The organism is Xanthomonas fragariae (genome assembly GCF_900183975.1).
Classification (GTDB): Bacteria; Pseudomonadota; Gammaproteobacteria; order Xanthomonadales; family Xanthomonadaceae; genus Xanthomonas; species Xanthomonas fragariae.
In genome coordinates, this window is the sequence record NZ_LT853882.1 from 2,162,270 (window position 1) to 2,179,927 (window position 17,658).

A 17,658-nucleotide genomic window follows, 5' to 3' on the forward strand; every position below is an offset into this window, starting at 1 on the left:
CCTGTATCAGAAGCGGAAGGACAGACCGACGCCGAGCGCGTGATCCGGTGAGCGGTCGTTGAGGCCGCGGCTGTACACCGCATCCAGTTGCACATCGTTACTCAGCAGCCAGGCCGAGCCGACATCGAGCAGCGCGACCGTGCCGCCGTTGTCGCGCTTGGCGATCTGCGGCAGCGCCAATTCCACGAAGGAGCGCACGCGGTCGTTCCACGCCTTGCCGAGTACCGCGCCGAAAATACCTGCGGTGTAGCGATGGCCTTGCCCATCGTCGTCCCGGATCACGCCGGGCATCATGCCGGCCGAGATACTGTCGCTGAGATCCCACTCGGCCACCAGCCGGAACGATGGCCTTGCGCCATGACCGCGCACGGCATGCGCGCCGCTGGGCAGATCCACGTGCAGCAGCCAGGCCAGCGAGGTCTTGCCGTCGTCGGAGCTGACTAGGTGGTGTTTGATGCCGAGCGACACATCGGCCATGCCGCTGACTTTGGCTTGGCCCGGTGCATCAATGCGCTGCCAGCCATCGGTTTCCAGACGCAATTCCCATGTCTGGCCAAGGCCGTAGCGAAACAGCGTGGGCGTGGAATAAGTCGCCACAGACGCATCGCGTTCCCACGCGACGCTGGTTTCCACCTGTACCCAATGGTTGCCTACAGTGAGGCTGGACTCGACAAAATCCGGTCGATCGGTCGCGATCGAATCTTCGGCGCGGGCATGGCCGGCAACTCCGAACAGAACAAGGCAGCTGGCAAGAACACGTGACTTCATGGCGACCCCTGGAACGACCGAACATCCGGACGCATGCGGTTGTCTGGCGACGGTGCCCATGCGGTGTTGAACCGGCGACCGCCGCGGGGGAGCGGTCGACCGATATCACCCTCACTAACGGCAGCGGCGCATGAATCTTGATGCGCGCCCGATGGACGGCGCGTGTGAGGGGGGCACGAGGTTGGAAGTCATGCACCGTGTGCACGATCAAGCTGTAGTGCACGACGCACGACGGCTTGAGTGGCAGCCCGCGCGATCGGTGCACTGGGACCTGGTCGAAAGGCTGTGGCCAGCCGATGCAACTAGCGCCGCAGCGCCGGCGTTCGCTCAGTGACGTTGCGGGCCGCTCACGCTGGCGACCGATTGCTGCAGATTCTGCAGTTCGGTCCACAGCAGGTGGCGCGTATCGCCGGTGTGACCCAGCGCCAAGGCTTGTGCGTACTGCAGATCACCGTCGTGCATGGCGCGATTGGCCAAGCGGTGCTGCGCCAAATACTGGCCCAACTGCTGCTGCACCAATGCAAACTGGCGTGCCTGTTCGCCCTGCGGCGCGGTGGCCTGGAAGTAGCCTGCGTGCCGGGCGATGCGTTGACGCAGGTTGCCCAGGCGCTCGTCGTAGGCATCGATGCGTTCCATGTCATGGGATGCGGCAAGCTGCGCACGCTGGTCGTGGCGTAATTGCACCAGATCCAGCGCAAGCGACTGCAACGCGGTGACCGGTACATTGTCCAGAAGAACGCAGACGGGCGCCGCCGGTGCGGCGAAGGAGGGGGGGAGCGAAACGCCGGCAGCCAGCAGCGCGACGGCGAACACAGAGCCCAGCATGGTGCGGGCGGAGCGGATGGATTTGGCGGTGTGCATGCGGACTTCCTTCAACGTAGCGCGGGCATGGCAGCCCTTATGGCGTTGTGTATCGGCCGCAGCGGCTTGCGCTTGATCACCTTTCGATCAACGGTAAAGATATCGGTGAAAGGTTGGGTCCATGTGGCGAGTTGGTTAGGTTCTTTGCACAGCAAAACGCCCCGACAGGCAGGGCGTTTTGGAAGCAGCAGAGTGCGACTATGGAGTGGTCGATGCAGTGCGCCTGCACCTTAGTCCTACCTCAACCTCTCGCCAGCAGGAGACACGCTTTAGCTTCCTGTCCCTGTCAAATTGGCAGGCCGCTGACCCCCGCTCAACACAGCATCCATGCCCGCCGAGTTGGCGTGCGCAGCCGTTGCAGGTGGCCATCGCTATGCGCCAGCCGGGGCTTTGTTGACTGCTTTGTCATTCGACCTTCGCACCGTGCCCGGTTGCCGCTTTTACGCAGCTTGCGGCACGCGCAGTGAGCGCACCAGCCCACCGATGTCCACGATTAGCGAAACCCGACCATCGCCGAGAATGGTGGCGCCAGAAACGCCCGGGATACGGCGATAGTTGTTTTCGATGTTCTTGACCACGACCTGTTGCTGGCCAAGCAATTCGTCCACTTCCAACGCGATCTTCTGGCCGTCGCCTTCGACCACCACCACCAGCGGTTCCTGCGAGGACTGTTGCCCGCCGAAGCCGTAGTAGTTGGTGAGCGAAAGAATCGGCAGATACTCGCCACGCACCCGCAACACACGGCCGTCGCCAGCCATCGAGCGGATGTCTTCCGGCGCAGGCTGCAGTGCTTCGAGCACGTAGGCCAGCGGCAGGATCAAGGTTTCGCCAGCCACCGACACGGTCATGCCGTCGAGAATCGCCAGCGTCAGCGGCAGACGGATGAGCACGCGGGTTCCGCTGCCGGCGTTGCTTTCCAGCTGCACTTCGCCACCCAGCCCCTGGATGTTGCGGCGGACCACGTCCATGCCCACGCCACGACCGGAGAGATCGGTGACTGCGTCGGCGGTAGAGAAGCCTGGTGCGAAGATCAGATCCCACACCTGCGCATCGGTCGGGTTGTCCGGCACGGCAATGCCGCGTTCGGCCGCCTTTTCCAGGATCTTGGCGCGGTCGAGGCCGCGGCCGTCGTCGCTGACTTCGATTACGATGTGACCGCCTTGGTGCGATGCCGCCAAGGTAATCGTGCCGGTCTCGTCCTTGCCGGAGGCGCGACGTGCATCGGGCATTTCCAAACCATGGTCGATCGAGTTACGCACCAGATGCACCAGCGGATCGGCGATCTTTTCGATCAAGCCCTTGTCCAGCTCCGTGCCTTCGCCAATCGTGCGCAGACGCACCTGCTTGCCGAGACGGCTGGAGAGATCGCGGACCAGGCGCGGGAAGCGGCGGAACACCGCGTCGACGGGCAACATGCGCACGCCGATGACCGCTTCCTGCAGGTCGCGGGTGTTGCGCTCAAGCAGATCCAGGCCGGCAAACAGACGCTCGGCATGTGCCGGGTCCAGATCGGCGGAAACCTGCTTGAGCATGGCCTGCGTGATCACCAATTCGCCAACCAGATTGATCAATGCATCAACCTTGTCGACGCTGACGCGGATCGAGCTTTCGGCTTCGGCAGCAGCAGCCTTGGCAGGCGTCGCAGCGGCGGTAGCAGTCCCCGCGACAGCAGGGGCTGCAACAGGTGCGGCTGCGCCGGCGTCGATCGCCAGGCTGGCCGGCGGGCCGGGGACCGCCATCGGGCGGATGTCCAGTTCGCAATCGTCCACCACCCAGGCAAAGGTGTCTTCGATCTTGCTGCGCGGAATCTTGCCGATCAGGCCCAGATCCCACGCCAGGTAGGCTTCCAGTGGATCGATGTTTTCAAAGCCCGGCATGCGCTCTAGACGTGCGGCAATCTGCAACGGGCCCAGATGTTCGAGCTCGCGAATGATGCGCAGCGGGTCGTTGCCGCTCATGAACAGCGACGGCGCGGGCGTGAAGCCGATGTGCCAGGCGTCGGGTTCTTCTTCCTTGGGCATGGCGACCGCGGCGGCCACAGGCGCTTCGCCAGCCAGCACTGCGTTCAAACGAACGTGCACGGCCTTGACCGCAGCCGGCTCGGCAGGAGTGCCGTGTTCGGCTTCACGCAGCAAGGCGCGCAGCACATCTACCGAGCCGAGCATGGCATCGACTGCATTGGGTTCGAGCTGGCGCTTGTTGGAGCGCAGTTCGTCCAGCAGCGTCTCCAGCACGTGGGTCAGGCCGGCGACGGCCTCGAAACCGAAAGTGGCAGCGCCACCTTTGATCGAGTGCGCGGCGCGGAACACCGAGTTGATGATTTCCGGGTCGCGGTTGCCCTCTTCAAGGGCCAGCAGCCCGGCCTCCATCGCGTCGAGCCCTTCACGGCTTTCCTCGAAAAAGGTCGCGTGGAAACGTTGCAGGTCCATGCTCATGGGCGTGAGATCCGATGGTGAAGCGAAAAGGAATTAACCCAGAACTTTCTGGACGGTGGCGATCAACTGTTCTGGATTGAACGGCTTCACCAACCAACCCGTCGCACCCGCCGCCTTGCCTTCGGACTTTTTATCGGCCGCCGATTCGGTGGTAAGCATGAGCATCGGGGTGAACTTGTAGTCCGGCAGCTGGCGCAGTTCGCGGATCAGAGAAATGCCATCCATGTTGGGCATGTTCACGTCGGTCACCACCGCATTGAAGCGCTGGCCCTTCGCGCGGCCCAGTGCAACGGCGCCGTCTTCGGCTTCTTCGACGGCAAAGCCGGCCGAGGTGAGGGCGAAAGAAACCATCTGGCGCATCGACGCCGAATCGTCCACCACCAAGATACGTGCGCTCATGCGGCGTTCTCCACAGATTTCAGGTTGTCATTGGATGCGGAAAGTCCGAGCGCGTCGGTGACGCCGAGCAGACGAGCCGCATCTCTAAAGGTGTCGTTGCAACCATCGAATTCGATGTGCAGGCCGGCTTGGCGGCGAGCCTGCACAAAGGCGTAGAGCACCTGCACGCTGGCAGTGTGGATGCGCCGGACGTCGCCGGCATCAAGCAACAACTGGCCGTCCTGCTCGAGAAATCCGACAAGTTTCTGCTTGAGTTCGGCGCTGGTCTCGATGCCGAGATCCTCGCCCAATGTCACTGTGCTCATGGTTGCTCCGAACAGATTGTTCTATGCGTACTAACGGCGGGGGGCGGAAAAGCTTTAATGCTGAATCGTTGTGCGTGCAGGTGCGCGTCGGTTGCGCATCAATGCAGCAGGTGGCTGGCGTCTAGCAGGATCATCGGCTGGTGGCCCAAACGTGCCACGCCACGGAATAGGTTGTTGGAAATGCGGCACAGGCGTGCGTTGTCCGGTGGCTCGATCTGCTGATCGGTGAGGCTGGTGACGTCTTCCACCGCCGACACACGCAAGCCCATGGTTTCGCCATTTTCTTCCAGCACCACCACACGCGTCTGCAGATCCATGTCCACCGGCGACGAACCCAGATGCACGCCCAGATCGATCACCGGCACCACTTGGCCACGCAGATTCATGATGCCGAGCATTGCGCTGGCGGTGCCGCGCAATGGCAGCAGCGGCACAGGCAACACCACTTCCTGCACCTTGAGCAATTCCAGCGCGTAGGTCTGTTCGCCGCAGCGCAGGCGCAACCAACGTGTGCTGCGTTCGCTTACGCGTCGTTCGGAATTGATGCGTTCGGCCTGGCCGGGCGCCAACAGTGCTTGCAGGCCTTGCGGATAGGCCGGTGCCGGTGGCGCGCGGTGGGGTGCCTGCATCGGTGTCGGCGCAGCGCGTGCAGGTGCAGGTGCAGCCGGTGCGGCAAGACCGAAGGCTGGGTCCGCGTCCATTTCGGCCATCAGATCGGCCGTGCTCATAAACGGGCTGGGTGCGGCCGTGGCGAAGGCCGGGTCGGCATCCATTTCGGCCAGGAAATCGGCGGCGATATCTACGGCACTCGGTGCGGCAACCACTGGCGCACCGAAGGCCGGATCGGCGTCCATTTCGGCCAGGAAATCGGCGGCGATGTCTATGGCCCTTGGTGCGGCAACTACTGGCGCACCGAAGGCTGGGTCGGCATCCATTTCGGCCAGGAAATCGGCGGCGATCGCTTCGGCACTGAGGACTGTGGCAGCGGCTTGAGGTGCGGCGGCGATCTGCACAGGTGATTCGGCTAATGCGACGTCTGCATCGGCAAGTACCTGTGCAGCGGCGATGTCGGCAATCGCGGGGGGGGCAGGGATCTCGATACCGGCATCGTGCAGCAGCCCTTCCAGATAATCGTCCATCTCACCGTTGGCGCTGTGGTTGCTCATGCGGCTTGCTCCATGCGCATCGCGTCTTCGGCCAGCACCCATTCCAGCGCACGGCGATAAGCGGACAGGCCGCGGCCCTGATAGTCACTGCCGGTGGCGGGGAGGGTCAGTGCAGCGGCATTGCAAATTCGGGTATCCACCGGCACTGCGTCTTCCCAGACCACGGCGCCGTAGGTGGCCTGCATTTCCTTGAGTGTGTCGGTGCCGGCGCGCGTGCGTCGGTCGAACAAGGTCGGCAGGATCGACACCGGGAGTTCGCGACGACGCGAACGCTGCACCATGTCGGCGGTGCGCACCATGCTGGCCAGACCATGCAGCGCGAGCGGCTCGGCCTGAGTCGGTACCACCACGCGGTCGCAGGCGGCCAATGCATTGATCATCAACAGGCCGAGCGTGGGCGGGCAGTCGAGCAGGATGTAGTCGTGCTGGCCGGCATGGCGGCTCATGGCGTTCTGCAGGGCCAAGCCCAGACCTGGCTGCGTGGCGCTGCGACGTTCCAGCGTGGCCAGTGCGGCTTGCGCGCAGACATAGGACAAGCCGGGGATGGCGCTTTCGTGCAGCAGGTTGGCCAGATCGCTCGGCGGAGTGCCGAACAGGTCCAGCACCCCGCGCGGCGGCGGGTCCACCGCCACGCCGAACGAGCGGGTGAGCGAGGAGTGCGGATCGAGGTCGATCAGCAACACCCGGTGGCCGAGCGCGGCCAGACCACGACCCAATGCCAGCGTCGTAGTGGTCTTGCCTACACCGCCCTTTTGGTTGGCGATTGCCCAGATACGCATCTCACTGCACTCCTTGAATTACGGCGGGGACGGAATTTGTTCCGCTTACGGTGGTAACGGCCGTTTGGCCGCCGCCAGACTTGGGAAGCTTGGGCGCCCCGGCAGCGGTCGCATGCATCTGCGATGGCGGATCGGGAGCGAGTGAGCCAGCCGAGTCAGCGAGGATGATCAACACCACACGCCGGTTCGCATTCCGTCCCGCCTCAGTACTGTTATCGGCACGTGCGCGGAATTCTCCATAGCCCACCATCGCCAATCGCTGCGGGGCGATGCCGTCATCGGCAAACAAGTGCACAACGCTGGCTGCGCGCGCGGCCGATAGCTCCCAATTGGAAGGGAACTGCGCGGTCGCGATCGGCTGATTGTCGGTATAACCCTCCACGCGCACGCCGTTGGGCGCATCGCGCAGCACCGAGGCCAGCGTGGACAACGTGGCGCGCGCCGTGCTGGCTAGTGCGGCCGAACCGGTGCCGAAGAGAATGTCGCTGTTGATCTCCACCTCGATCCACAGATCGTTGCGGCGGATGGTGATGAGTTTCTTGTCGATCAGCGGCGACAACGTCTTGCTCAGCTGTTGCGCCACCGCATCCATCTGCCGCTGCGCGCGCGCCAGCTGCGCCTGGTTGCGCAACGACACCGGCATGCGCATCTGCGCGGCTATGGAGGGCAACAGGGTGGGGTCGGTCGGCCTGTTGGGATCGGCCATCGGCGCGTCGGCCTTGATCACCGACGGGCGGTCGTAGTCGGCGCCCTGCGTCTGGGTCTTGCCGATCTGCACCGGGCTGGCCGCATTGGACGAGCCACCGAAGGCAGTGGTGAACGCCTGTGCCACGACTTTGTACTTGCCTTCGTTGAGCGAGGAGATGGCGTACATCACCACGAAGAACGCCAGCAGTAACGTCATCAGATCGGCATACGGGATCGCCCACGCTTCGTGGTTGCCATGTTCTTCGTGATGTTTGCGACGACATGCCATGGCGGACTAATGCAAGTATCCGGCCAGTTTCGATTCGATGTTGCGCGGGTTCTCGCCCTGGGCGATCGCGATCAAGCCTTCGATCGCCATTTCACGCTCGTTGGTACTGCACTGGATGACGCTCTTCAGCTTGGCAGCGACTGGGAGAAACAACAGATTGGCCGAGGCGATTCCGTAGATGGTGGCGGTGAACGCTGCCGCGATGCCGTGCCCAAGCATGGCCGGGTTCGCCAGATTCTTCATCACTGCCATCAGCCCCAGCACCGCACCGATGATGCCCAGCGTGGGTGCGTAAATGCCCATGCCTTCGAACACCTTGGCTGCGGCAAGATCCTGACGCTCCTGATTGTCGACTTCGATCTCAAGCATATGCCGCATGGATTCCGGCTCAACACCATCGACCAACATCTGCAGGCCCTTGCGCAGGAAGGTGTCGTTCTGCCGCGGTAGCTGGTCTTCCAGGCCCAGCAGGCCCTGGCGACGGGCAATGTTGCTCCACTCCACGATACGCGCCAGCAGCTGCGGCCGATTGCTGGCCGGCGGCTGGATCACCCAGCGCAGGATCTTGAACGCGCGCCGGAAGACTGCCGGCGAGGTGTGCAACAGGATCGCCGCCACAGTACCGACGATCACGATCAAGAAGGCCGCCGGCGACCACAGCGACGAAATGCCGGCACCTTTCAAAACGCTGCCGCCCACGATCGCCACGATCGCGAGCACCAGTCCGATTACGCTAAGTCTGTCCATGCAGGCGGTATCGGCCCAAGCGCGGCGGACTTGATAGAAACACACGCGCGCTGCACCAGAAAGTTGTCGTGGGCAGTCCCAAAGGGCCTCTCTAGTCGTCCCTGAAAAATCCCCTTCAAGCGCCAAGTGCCGTCGGTGACAGCGGCACGGTACTCAAGGATGACCATCTCATCGCCCGCATCCAGGCACGCAAAAACGCGATCCAGCGCAGCAGCCAGCGCAGGTTGTAGGCAGCGGCGCAGCCGAGCACGTGCAGCGCATCGCCTTGGGCACCTTTCAGCCTGCAGCGACGCAACCTGCAGTCGTTTTTCAGATGTCCGATCACCGGCTCCACCGCCTGCCGTCGCTTGATCCAGCGCCATTGCCGTCGCGTCAGCGTCTTGGCCTTGCCGCGATGCAGGGACCTGCACGCCATCGACTTCGCGCCCGCGATCGCCCAGGTCCACGATCGCCACCGTCGGTTCTACGCTCACATCCTGCAGTAACCCGCGTGTCTGCTCCAGCTGCTCGGCCAAGGTATCGCCGTCGTACGGGTTGCCCGGGAAGCTGCGCGCACCCACGACCAATCCCTTGCAGGCGGTGACCGCAATGCCGACCTTGACGCCAAATTCGTACGCTTGACGCGCCTTGCCCTTGCCGATGCATTCCACTTCCGGGGCATGCAATGCGTACAGTTTTTGTTTGTCCTTCGGACGCTGCGTGTACAGCCGTTGCGCACGTTCCAGCCAGACAGCGATGCGCTCGCGCACGCCGGTGTTTACCTGATCGAGTTTGCGTTGGATGTCGCGCAACACCCGCCCCAATACCGTGCGTTGACGTCGCAGCACGCGCTGCATCCGCTTGAACTGGCGCGCATGCGCATACCGAACTGCCTTGCGGCTCAGGGCCGGGCCTTGCCGCGCGTAGCTCTGCCGCAATCCGATGCCGTGCCGCTTGGCCAGTAACACCAGCTTCTTGCGTGCCACCTCCAGCAAACGGCTGTCGGTCGGATAGGCGATCGCCTTCTCTTGCACCGTGGTGTCCACGATCACCCGCGACAACTCGCGTGCGTCCACCGCCTGCATCGCATGCGCGGCGTTGATGGTGTGCGCCAGCAGCTCTTCCATCCCGGCCTCACCCAGGCGCTGCCGCCAGCGCGTCAGCGAGCTGGCATCGCACGGCAAACGCGTCTGGAACACGACCTCACCGGTGAAGAACTGCCAGTACGGATTCTCCAGCCAGCGCTCGCACACCGCTTCATCGGACAGGTCGTAGGCGTGTTTGAGGTAGAGCAAACCGGCAATCAGCCGCACCGGCAATGCCGGCCGACCGCCATCGGCCTGGGTGGCCGGCAAGCGCGATGAAAGTGCTTGCTCCAACGCCGCCCACGGCATCCGTTGGCTCAGCCGCGCCAGCGGATGACGCAGATCGATCTGGTTCTCCAGCCGCGAACGAAACAACTCGTCGGCGGGTCTGTCTTCGGCAGCAGGACGGCGTGTACGCATGGGCGGAAACTGCCAGAAACCAGCCTTCAGCGTAGCGAACACTGGTAGTTTTGGCACGCCGGTGCAGACATCAAGGCCTTGCGGTCGTGTGGCAGAAGGCCGTGGCGGCTCCGCACCGAATCTCAAGCCCAAGGACATCATTGCCGGCTTGATCAAGGCAAAGGGTACGTCGCCGGTTAAAAGCGGCAATCGCTTGACCTTGTTGCGCGATGCCAACGGCGATGGCACTTATGAGTTGAAGACCGTGTTCGCCGACAAGCTCAACGCGCCGTACGGACTTGCGCTGATCGGCAACGCGCTCTACGTCGCCAATCAGGATGCGCTGGTGCGTTTTGCGTATCGCGATGGCCAGACGCAGGCGAGCAGCGCGCTGGGCAAGGTCACCGACCTGCCATCGGCGATCAATCACCACTGGACCAAAGCGCTGACTGCGAGCGCCGACGGTCGCTATCTGTATGTGGCGATCGGCTCCAACAGCAATATCACCGAGCACGGCATGATTGCCGAAGTGGACCGTGCTCAAGTGTGGCAAGTGGATGCGGCGACCGGCGCGCACAAGCCGTAGGCCACCGGCCTGCGCAATCCCACTGCGCTCGCTATCCAGCCGGGGACCGGCGCATTTTGGGCCGTGGTCAACGAGCGCGACGAAATCGGCCCGAACCTGGTGCCCGACTATCTGACCTCGGTGCACAAAGACGGATTCTACGGCTGGCCCTACAGCTATTGGGGCAAGAACGTTGACAAGCGCGTCATGCCGCAGGATCCGCAGAAAATCGCATCGGCTATCGTTCCTGACTACGCGTTGGGCTCGCATGTGGCCGCACTTGGTGTGGCATTTTCGTCTACAGCGATGGGCTCAAAATTCGCGGACGGCGTGTTCGTCGGCGAGCACGGCAGTTGGAATCGCAACCCGCCAGCCGGCTACAAGGTGGTGTTCGTGCCGTTCCGTGACGGTCACCCGGCAGGCGACCCGATCGACTTCGTTTCTGGCTTACATGGCGAAGACGGCAAGACCCGCGGCCGACCGGTTGGTGTCACCGTCGACCCACGTGGCGCATTGATCGTCGCCGATGACTTGGCCAACATCATCTGGCGTGTCACGCCTGAGACGACCACTGCTTCGCCGCAGTAACACGCTGATGAGGCAGTGGCCGCTGATCATGCCTCCCTCCAGGACGCCCGAGAAACCTTGGAGCGAGGCCGGCAAACTATGCAGGCCACGTGGAGGTCGATCGGGCACGTCAGCCAAGTAGCAGCTGGCTACCAGCCAGAGAGAGCAGCGGTGACTGAGCGCCGATTTGAGGAAGCACTTACATTTCGCATAATGTATAGAGGGTTGGCGTTATGGCGACCGGAGAGAAGGCCGCCACTACCGCCTCATGGCTTCCTGCGTGGATCCCTAGTGCGACTAGGCCCAGCACCCCGACCACCGCGGTGATCGGGGCCAGTCTGTCCAGGATCGATTGCCACAGAGCACGTTCTGTCGCGGACGCTGCACGCTCGGTGTGAATCCTTGCCATCCAGCTTGCCCCGTCTAGCGTTGCAAGCGCACAGAGCTGCGCAATTTGATCGTCCGGCAGCACATACCTGCCCGAACGCCAAGAGCTAACCATCGCCCTGGTCACCCCCAGCTTCTGAGCTAACTCATTGTCTGAACTGAACTTTCCTCCTGCTCGCACAAGGTTGATCAGTTCGTTTTCCGCGCTCATGTTTAGCTGACCTTTACATTCTTGTTTCGCTGAACTATACAAGCGTCTGCGTTTAGCGTGGCTAAGCGTCCCGCCCCCCGGCACCCCCCGGGGGTCACGGGTCAGGGTAGGGGACATGTCAAGGGGACATTTCGTGACGCATCACTTTATGCTGGCCGGCTTGCTGGTGCTGATCGCCTGCGCATACCTGCGCGGCGTGATCGGCTATTACATGATCGGCAACACCCCGGCGGTGGTTCTGTGACCCCGCTCCTCGCCCTTTGTTTACCCTTTTCACCGGCGCAGCTGTGCAATCGGCCGGCGCACCCGGTTGGCCCGAGCAGTAACACGGGCCAAAAGTCTCAGACCCTCGAATGTCTCTCGAAGCCGATCATCGATTTCTGCACCCTCGTTTTTGACTCTGACAAGGCCGTCAATTTCTTCAAGCGCATGAACGCACAGCAGATGGTGGCCTACGTGTTCGGCACCTCCAGCAGCATCGTTGCTGGCCCCCTCGCTGATCGCTTGTGGAACTTCCGCTATCAGCGCAGCGCAATGCTGATCGATGAGACTTCTAGCGTCTGTGGTCGCCTCGGTCTCTCCGACGATGGTGAGGTCATGATCAGCCTCACAGGGCAGGGCTGTAGCCACGTCCCCAGCTGGCCGTTTGTCGAGCGCATCGCCGAGGATCTCGGTGCGCATTTGACTCGCGTCGATATCGCCATCGATGACCACAGCGGTGAGATTTTCGATGTCCAGCAGTTCCGTGAGGCATACCACGAAGGACTGTTCACAATGAACGGCCGGCCTCCGCACGCTAAGTCGATCAACGACGAGGGCACCAACAAGGGGTCATCGTTCTACATCGGCCAAAAGGGCCACAAAGAGCTGTGCATCTACGAAAAGGGCAAGCAGCTCGGCGACCCGGAAAGTGATTGGGTTCGCTGCGAACTCCGTCTCTACGCCAAGCGTATCAATCTTCCCCTGGCCGCGTTGTCTAACCCTGGCAAGTACTTCGCCAGCGCTTACACCGTTCTCGCTGATCTGGTCATTGGTGAGTTGACCAGGCTGGAATTGAAAGAACGCATGGTTAATCCGTCCGTCAAAGCCATGGTCGATTTCATCGACACGCAAGCCGGCACAGCGCTCCGCGTCCTCTGGAACGCGTTGAACAGTCGCAGCCCCGAATACGCCGTGTCTGTCCTGCAGCGCTACCTGTCGCACGACGGCGTACCAGGGCGTTTCAAGAACCTGCATCAGCTCGACTTAGAGGTTCGCATCAGCAACCAGCTGGATGAGCTGTTCCCCGATTGCGCCTACTAGGGACCGTGTCGCTTGCGGCGCGGGCCCCACCAACACCGCATTCGTGACTCTTCACGAAACTAATTTATCGCAACCGCACCGTGACGCATCACGGAATTCCATCACAGTCAAGGTAACAATCGCAATGAAGATCACGATCACAAGCCAGCACGTCAATGAAAAGCACTGGGAGAAGCAGGGCCGCAGCGGAATCATCCGCACGCAGGAAGCCAGCGCCGAAACCCCGAAGTTCCGCCAGACGGTCCGTCTGGATCTTGGCAAGGAACCGCCCTATGAAAACGGCGTCTACGAGTACAACCTCGAAGACAACGTGGCTGTCAATCGCTATGGCGATTTCGAGCTCCCGCGTAAGCCGACCCTGGTGCGCGTCGACAAGCCCGCCCAGGGCGTCCAGCAGCCGCCCAAGGCTGCATAAGGAATCCTCATGGCCGTCTTTGTCCTGCACTGCAAGGAAGCCGACTACGACGCTTCTACGGGGCAATGCGCGGTCCCCTTCTACGGACCTGCATCGAGTTTCCCGCCGCCGATCGATGCAACCGAAGGCCTAATCCTCAGTGTCGCTATTGCTGGCATGTGGGGAGTGGGTTTCATGATCCGGCAAGCACGCCGGGCAGCAGGCGGATAACCCGATTCACCATCACTCAACCAAGGCACAAGCAAATGAAGAAGAACACCACCAAGCGTTTCACCCTTGCCAAGATCGGCACCGGCCTGGCCGCTGCTGCAGCTGCAGGCGCTGCGACTGCGGGCGAACTGGCAGAAGCTGCCGTCGGCTCGATGGACAAGAGCGAGCTGACTGCCATCGGCGTCGGCGTGCTGGTCCTCTGCGGCGTCGTGGCCATCATCAAGTCGGGCAAGCGCGCAGCGGCTTGATCGCTGTAGGGGGGCAGGGCATAGGGCAGGGAAACCTGCCCTTTTTTTCAACGTGACGCGTCACGAAATAGGGGAACGAAATGGAATACGCAGGTTACTTCGTCATGGTCGGCATCCTGGGGGGTCTATGGCTCGCACTGGATTCCTAACCTTTCTCGGTCGCGTGTTCGCGTCCTCGATCGCTCGCAGCCTTGCTTACGCGGTAGCAGCGATCGTCCTTGCGACACTTGGCATTGGCAATGCCCGGGCTGCAACAACTGCGCAGGAGGCTTATGCGCGATGCATGCAGGACGCTTCTGTGCATGTACCCAATGACACGAACTTGATCACCAAGGCGGGTAGTTGCCCTCAGAAAACATCACCAAACGGCGGCAAGTTCTATCAGTGTCAATACGAAGCTGCTGAGTACTACCAGGGACCTGTCCGCATCGTTACGTGTGGCGATTTTGCATTCGACGACGACGCGAACACTTGTCCCTCTAAGCCTGATGAATTCGGTTGGCTGGTCGATGATCTCGGCACCAAGTGCCACGATGGCTGTACCTACGCGTACAACCCTACCGCAGGCGGTTACTCAACAACCGGCACGACGTGCACGCCGAATCCCGACCAGCCGGAGCCACAGCTAGACACTGATCGCGATGGTATGCCAGACGACAAGGACGCGTTTCCTAACGATCCCAACGAATCTAAAGATACTGATGGCGATGGCATTGGCGATAACAGCGACGTCGCACCTGACGACCCGGAGAATGGCAAGGACGACAAGGACGGCGATGAGAAGGACAACCAGGCCGCCGGGGGTGGAACCTGCGGTGCACCGCCTAGCTGCTCGGGTGACGCGATCGCATGCAACACAAATTGGCAGATCTGGCGCCTACGCTGCCAGGGCACTGCGACCGGTTCCGTGACGGGTGACGTAACTAACTGCTCGGCCGGCATCAACGTCACTAGCCCCGATCCACTCGCCAACGCGAACATCATCCTGCAGCGCAAGATTGCGTGCAAAACCGGCGATAGCAACGGCAACCAGGGCGACGGCGAGCAACCAGCCTGGACGAAGGTCAACGGCATGTCGCAAGACCCTGGCAAGGGCGGTAGCAACAGTGACATCCCTGGCATCAACGAAGTGCAGGTGACAGCAGACACCCTCGATCAATCGGGTTTCGGCGGCGGTGCCTGCGTTGGTTTTGTCGGTGCCAGCAGTGGCACAGGCGTGTCTTCTGGGTTCACGCAATCGCTTGCATCACCACCCGCGTTTTTCTGCGACTACATTGGCTGGCTCAAACTCGCAATCATCACCGGCGCTGCTATTTATTCCGTCATCACGATTTCAAAGGGACACGCCTAAATGCCCGCCATTCTCGGTGCACTCATCGCAGGCTTGTTGCAGGCCCTGCGCACGTATCTCCCCGGCATCGTCGGCCGGATCTTGTTGGCGTTCGGCATTGGCCTCACAACGCACGCGGTGGCGCTTCCAGCGATGAAGGCGGTGATTCAAGGCTTTCTCGGTCGGCTGCCCAACGTGCTTTATGCCTACTTCGAGGCGAGCGGCTGCGGCATTGCGACAACCATGGTTCTTTCCGCTGTGATCGCTGCGCGGTCGCAATCTGTGATTCTCACGAAATTGTGGAGCAAGTAATGGGCGTCTATCTCGTCACCGGCCAGCCTGGCCACGGTAAAACAGCCTATGGCCTTGACAAGGCCTTCCAGTGGCAGAAAGAGGGCCGCAAGATCTACGCCAACGGCGTCAAGGATCTGGACTACGGCAAGGCGGATTTCACCTACCTTGATGACCCCACCAAGTGGGAACAGCTGCCCGATGGATCCGTGGTGCTGCTCGATGAGTGCTACACCATCTTTCCGAACCGCAACCCAGGTGCCAAGGTGCCTGACCACGTTGAAGCGATGGCCCGGCATCGCCATCGCGGATTCGACTTCATCCTGATCGCGCAGCAAGGGCTGCAGCTCGACCCGTTCCTGCGTGGCCTGTACGAGGAGCACGTGCATGTGCGCCAGACCTCGATCATGAAGAGCAAGACGAAGTTGAAGCGCTGGAACATGTACCAGGGCAACGTCCAGGGCGCATGCAACGACATCGTGGATTGGGTGCGGCCTAAGTATGTGTTTGACTACTACACGTCCACCACGCTGGTCACCACGCGCCGCCAGATTCCCACCTGGATTCGCAACATCGGTATCGGGGTTGTACTGCTCGCAGTGGTCCTCTTTTGGCTGCGCTGGCACTTTCAATCCAAGATCGCCGGATTCGAAGCAGAGCACAAGGCACTGACCGCGAAACAAGGTGCGACACCGACTGCCCTGGGAGGTACGACGGGGGCGGGCGGTGTCGCCGTTACACGCGCACCACTCACGCCCCTGGAATACGCACAGGCGCATCGCCCACGCATTGCGTCCATGCCCTGGACAGCGCCCATCTATGACCAGCGTCCAGTCGTCTCTAATCCGCAGGTGTTCTGCATTGCAAGCAACGCCGGCATTGACGGGCAGGGCAAACACCACGAAGCCGGTTGCAGGTGCATGACAGAGCAGGGCACGCGTTACGTTGTACCGCCGCATGAGTGCCGATTCATGGCGGAGAACGGGCCGGCCTACAACCCGTACAAGATGCCTCCCACCGAGCTTGCCGCAACACTGCGCGACCAGCTCAACACGACGCCAGCTGCGGATGCTCCTTTGCCTTCCCTGACTGGGACCGTCCTGCAGACAAAACCGCGCAGCCTCGGCACCATGCCCGAGAACGAACCGTACAAGTCAGAGAGCTTTATCACCGCGCCAGCCCGCGAAGGAGTTATGTGATGCGTGACGAAAATGACAGTGCAACCCTGCAGCTCGCGCTACCTTGTCGACCAGGTCGGCCACCGGCAAACGGGTTATGTGCAATGACAGATGCCGAGCGATCCAAGCTCTACCGCGAACGCCAGGCCAAACGCCTTTCGACAGCCCCGCCAGGGGCGCAGTCACAGGGGAGTCGGCTTTCGCCTTACGCCCAACCGATTTAGCATGGGTCGTTAGTCAGTTCTTGCCATCCGTTGGATAGCCGGCCAAAGCGTTTGCCTTGAATGCATCGTTCGTCCGATTCTAGGGGGCGTAGCTTGGCTGCTTCTGATTGGTGCCGCTGGGCGTGTGGCGTGTATAGCTCTCGAGCATTTGGTTGAGGCACCGAACCTGCAATGCTGCGCACGGTCAAGTAGCCCAGGCATAGTGCTACCACGCCTGCGAATGCGGCGATCATTAGCTGTCCTACGAAGATGCCCAGTGCGATTTCCCACCAAAGCCCATCGTGGTTGTTTTGCGGTCTGTAGCCCATACGGCCCCCGATGACGATGAGCGGGCATTGTAGGGGTGTAGGGGCATAGCCCCTACGGATACTGCCTCACCCGCGCCGTGGACGTCTCGGCCCTCGCGTTCTATGCACAACCTGTGCCCTGTCGGCGAACTCCGCGCCAGCCACCACAGAATGAGCCGTATAAGACCGAGAGCTATATCACTTCAGCAGCCCGCGAAGGAGTTATGTGATGCGTGACGAAAAGGATTTGGGAACCCTGCAGCTGCCGCTACCTGGTCGACCAGGTCGGCCACCGGCGAACGGGTTATGCGCAATGACCGACGCCGAGCGATCCAAGCTCTACCGCGAACGCCAGGCCAAGCGCCTTGTCAAGGGCCGCTGCAACCTGCAGGAGCTGACCGACACCCTCCTCGTCGAACAGATCCGCCAGGCGATCGCCAACGGATCTGCCAAGCGCACGGTGGCCAGGTACGTCACCGAGCTGGCACGCCGCTATGCGTAACGGCCTGGAACCACCCGAGCGCCCTGGGTGTAGGGGCAGCGC

General features: G+C 61.9%; 18 protein-coding genes and 2 pseudogenes. 8 read left to right on the forward strand and 12 right to left on the reverse strand.

Annotated features, from left to right (window positions below):
* Nucleotides 1-6: 6 nt before the first annotated feature.
* From PD885_RS10050 to PD885_RS10100, 10 genes and pseudogenes are all read right to left on the reverse strand, one after another.
* Nucleotides 7-768 carry a transporter gene (locus PD885_RS10050; protein ID WP_002806505.1) on the reverse strand — a complete coding sequence of 254 codons (762 nt, stop codon included), beginning with the start codon at nucleotides 766-768 and terminating at the stop codon, nucleotides 7-9.
* A 327-nt stretch (nucleotides 769-1,095) separates the two neighbouring features.
* Entirely contained in the window at nucleotides 1,096-1,629 is a 534-nt protein-coding gene (locus tag PD885_RS10060; protein ID WP_002806508.1) for a hypothetical protein, read from the reverse strand.
* A gap of 440 nt (nucleotides 1,630-2,069) precedes the next feature.
* A complete protein-coding gene (locus PD885_RS10065) occupies nucleotides 2,070-4,064 on the reverse strand; it encodes a chemotaxis protein CheA (RefSeq protein WP_088056835.1) in 1,995 nt (664 codons plus the stop codon).
* A 33-nt stretch (nucleotides 4,065-4,097) separates the two neighbouring features.
* A complete protein-coding gene (locus PD885_RS10070; protein WP_002806565.1) occupies nucleotides 4,098-4,463 on the reverse strand; it encodes a response regulator in 366 nt (121 codons plus the stop codon).
* Entirely contained in the window at nucleotides 4,460-4,768 is a 309-nt protein-coding gene (locus PD885_RS10075) for an STAS domain-containing protein (protein ID WP_002806567.1), read from the reverse strand. Before PD885_RS10075 ends, PD885_RS10070 begins: the two co-directional genes overlap by 4 nt.
* A gap of 98 nt (nucleotides 4,769-4,866) precedes the next feature.
* Entirely contained in the window at nucleotides 4,867-5,934 is a 1,068-nt protein-coding gene (locus PD885_RS10080) for a chemotaxis protein CheW (RefSeq protein WP_002806569.1), read from the reverse strand.
* A complete protein-coding gene (locus PD885_RS10085) occupies nucleotides 5,931-6,713 on the reverse strand; it encodes a ParA family protein (protein WP_002806571.1) in 783 nt (260 codons plus the stop codon). Before PD885_RS10085 ends, PD885_RS10080 begins: the two co-directional genes overlap by 4 nt.
* A 1-nt stretch (nucleotide 6,714) precedes the next feature.
* Nucleotides 6,715-7,689 carry a flagellar motor protein MotD gene (gene motD, locus PD885_RS10090; RefSeq protein ID WP_002806572.1) on the reverse strand — a complete coding sequence of 325 codons (975 nt, stop codon included), beginning with the start codon at nucleotides 7,687-7,689 and terminating at the stop codon, nucleotides 6,715-6,717.
* 6 nt (nucleotides 7,690-7,695) lie between these two features.
* Nucleotides 7,696-8,436 (reverse strand): flagellar motor protein, encoded by a 741-nt coding sequence (locus tag PD885_RS10095; RefSeq protein WP_002806574.1) that lies wholly within the window; start codon nucleotides 8,434-8,436, stop codon nucleotides 7,696-7,698.
* 115 nt (nucleotides 8,437-8,551) lie between these two features.
* Nucleotides 8,552-9,920: pseudogene (locus PD885_RS10100) on the reverse strand (IS5 family transposase).
* Nucleotides 9,921-10,008: 88 nt separating this feature from the next.
* Here PD885_RS10100 and PD885_RS10105 point away from each other — a divergent pair.
* Nucleotides 10,009-11,052, forward strand: a pseudogene (locus PD885_RS10105) (PQQ-dependent sugar dehydrogenase); the annotation flags it as partial.
* 178 nt (nucleotides 11,053-11,230) lie between these two features.
* Here the strand turns inward: PD885_RS10105 and PD885_RS10110 are convergent.
* Nucleotides 11,231-11,629 (reverse strand): DUF3693 domain-containing protein, encoded by a 399-nt coding sequence (locus tag PD885_RS10110; RefSeq protein ID WP_088056836.1) that lies wholly within the window; start codon nucleotides 11,627-11,629, stop codon nucleotides 11,231-11,233.
* A gap of 240 nt (nucleotides 11,630-11,869) precedes the next feature.
* Here PD885_RS10110 and PD885_RS10115 point away from each other — a divergent pair, with 240 nt between their 5' ends.
* The 6 genes from PD885_RS10115 (at nucleotide 11,870) to PD885_RS10145 (ending at nucleotide 16,624) form a co-directional block, all read left to right on the forward strand.
* Entirely contained in the window at nucleotides 11,870-12,931 is a 1,062-nt protein-coding gene (locus tag PD885_RS10115; protein WP_065975223.1) for a replication initiation factor domain-containing protein, read from the forward strand.
* A 124-nt stretch (nucleotides 12,932-13,055) separates the two neighbouring features.
* The gene (locus PD885_RS10120; protein ID WP_065975225.1) at nucleotides 13,056-13,346 is read left to right on the forward strand and encodes a hypothetical protein; all 291 of its coding nucleotides are present in this window, start codon (nucleotides 13,056-13,058) and stop codon (nucleotides 13,344-13,346) included.
* A 245-nt stretch (nucleotides 13,347-13,591) separates the two neighbouring features.
* Nucleotides 13,592-13,804 (forward strand): hypothetical protein, encoded by a 213-nt coding sequence (locus PD885_RS10130; protein WP_065975229.1) that lies wholly within the window; start codon nucleotides 13,592-13,594, stop codon nucleotides 13,802-13,804.
* Between the two features lie 163 nt (nucleotides 13,805-13,967).
* Entirely contained in the window at nucleotides 13,968-15,155 is a 1,188-nt protein-coding gene (locus PD885_RS20670) for a hypothetical protein (protein WP_134656604.1), read from the forward strand.
* Complete coding sequence (locus tag PD885_RS10140; protein WP_065975232.1) at nucleotides 15,156-15,446, forward strand: DUF2523 family protein; 291 nt, start codon at nucleotides 15,156-15,158, stop codon at nucleotides 15,444-15,446.
* Nucleotides 15,446-16,624 (forward strand): zonular occludens toxin domain-containing protein, encoded by a 1,179-nt coding sequence (locus tag PD885_RS10145; RefSeq protein WP_065975234.1) that lies wholly within the window; start codon nucleotides 15,446-15,448, stop codon nucleotides 16,622-16,624. The genes PD885_RS10140 and PD885_RS10145 overlap by 1 nt, the downstream gene beginning before the upstream one ends.
* 199 nt (nucleotides 16,625-16,823) lie before the next feature.
* Here PD885_RS10145 and PD885_RS10150 read toward each other — a convergent pair whose 3' ends face one another.
* The gene (locus PD885_RS10150) at nucleotides 16,824-17,135 is read right to left on the reverse strand and encodes a chloride channel protein (protein ID WP_083215074.1); all 312 of its coding nucleotides are present in this window, start codon (nucleotides 17,133-17,135) and stop codon (nucleotides 16,824-16,826) included.
* A gap of 208 nt (nucleotides 17,136-17,343) precedes the next feature.
* On the opposite strand from PD885_RS10150, the gene PD885_RS10155 reads away from it, so the two are divergent.
* A complete protein-coding gene (locus PD885_RS10155) occupies nucleotides 17,344-17,616 on the forward strand; it encodes a hypothetical protein (protein ID WP_145954060.1) in 273 nt (90 codons plus the stop codon).
* Nucleotides 17,617-17,658: the final 42 nt, after the last annotated feature.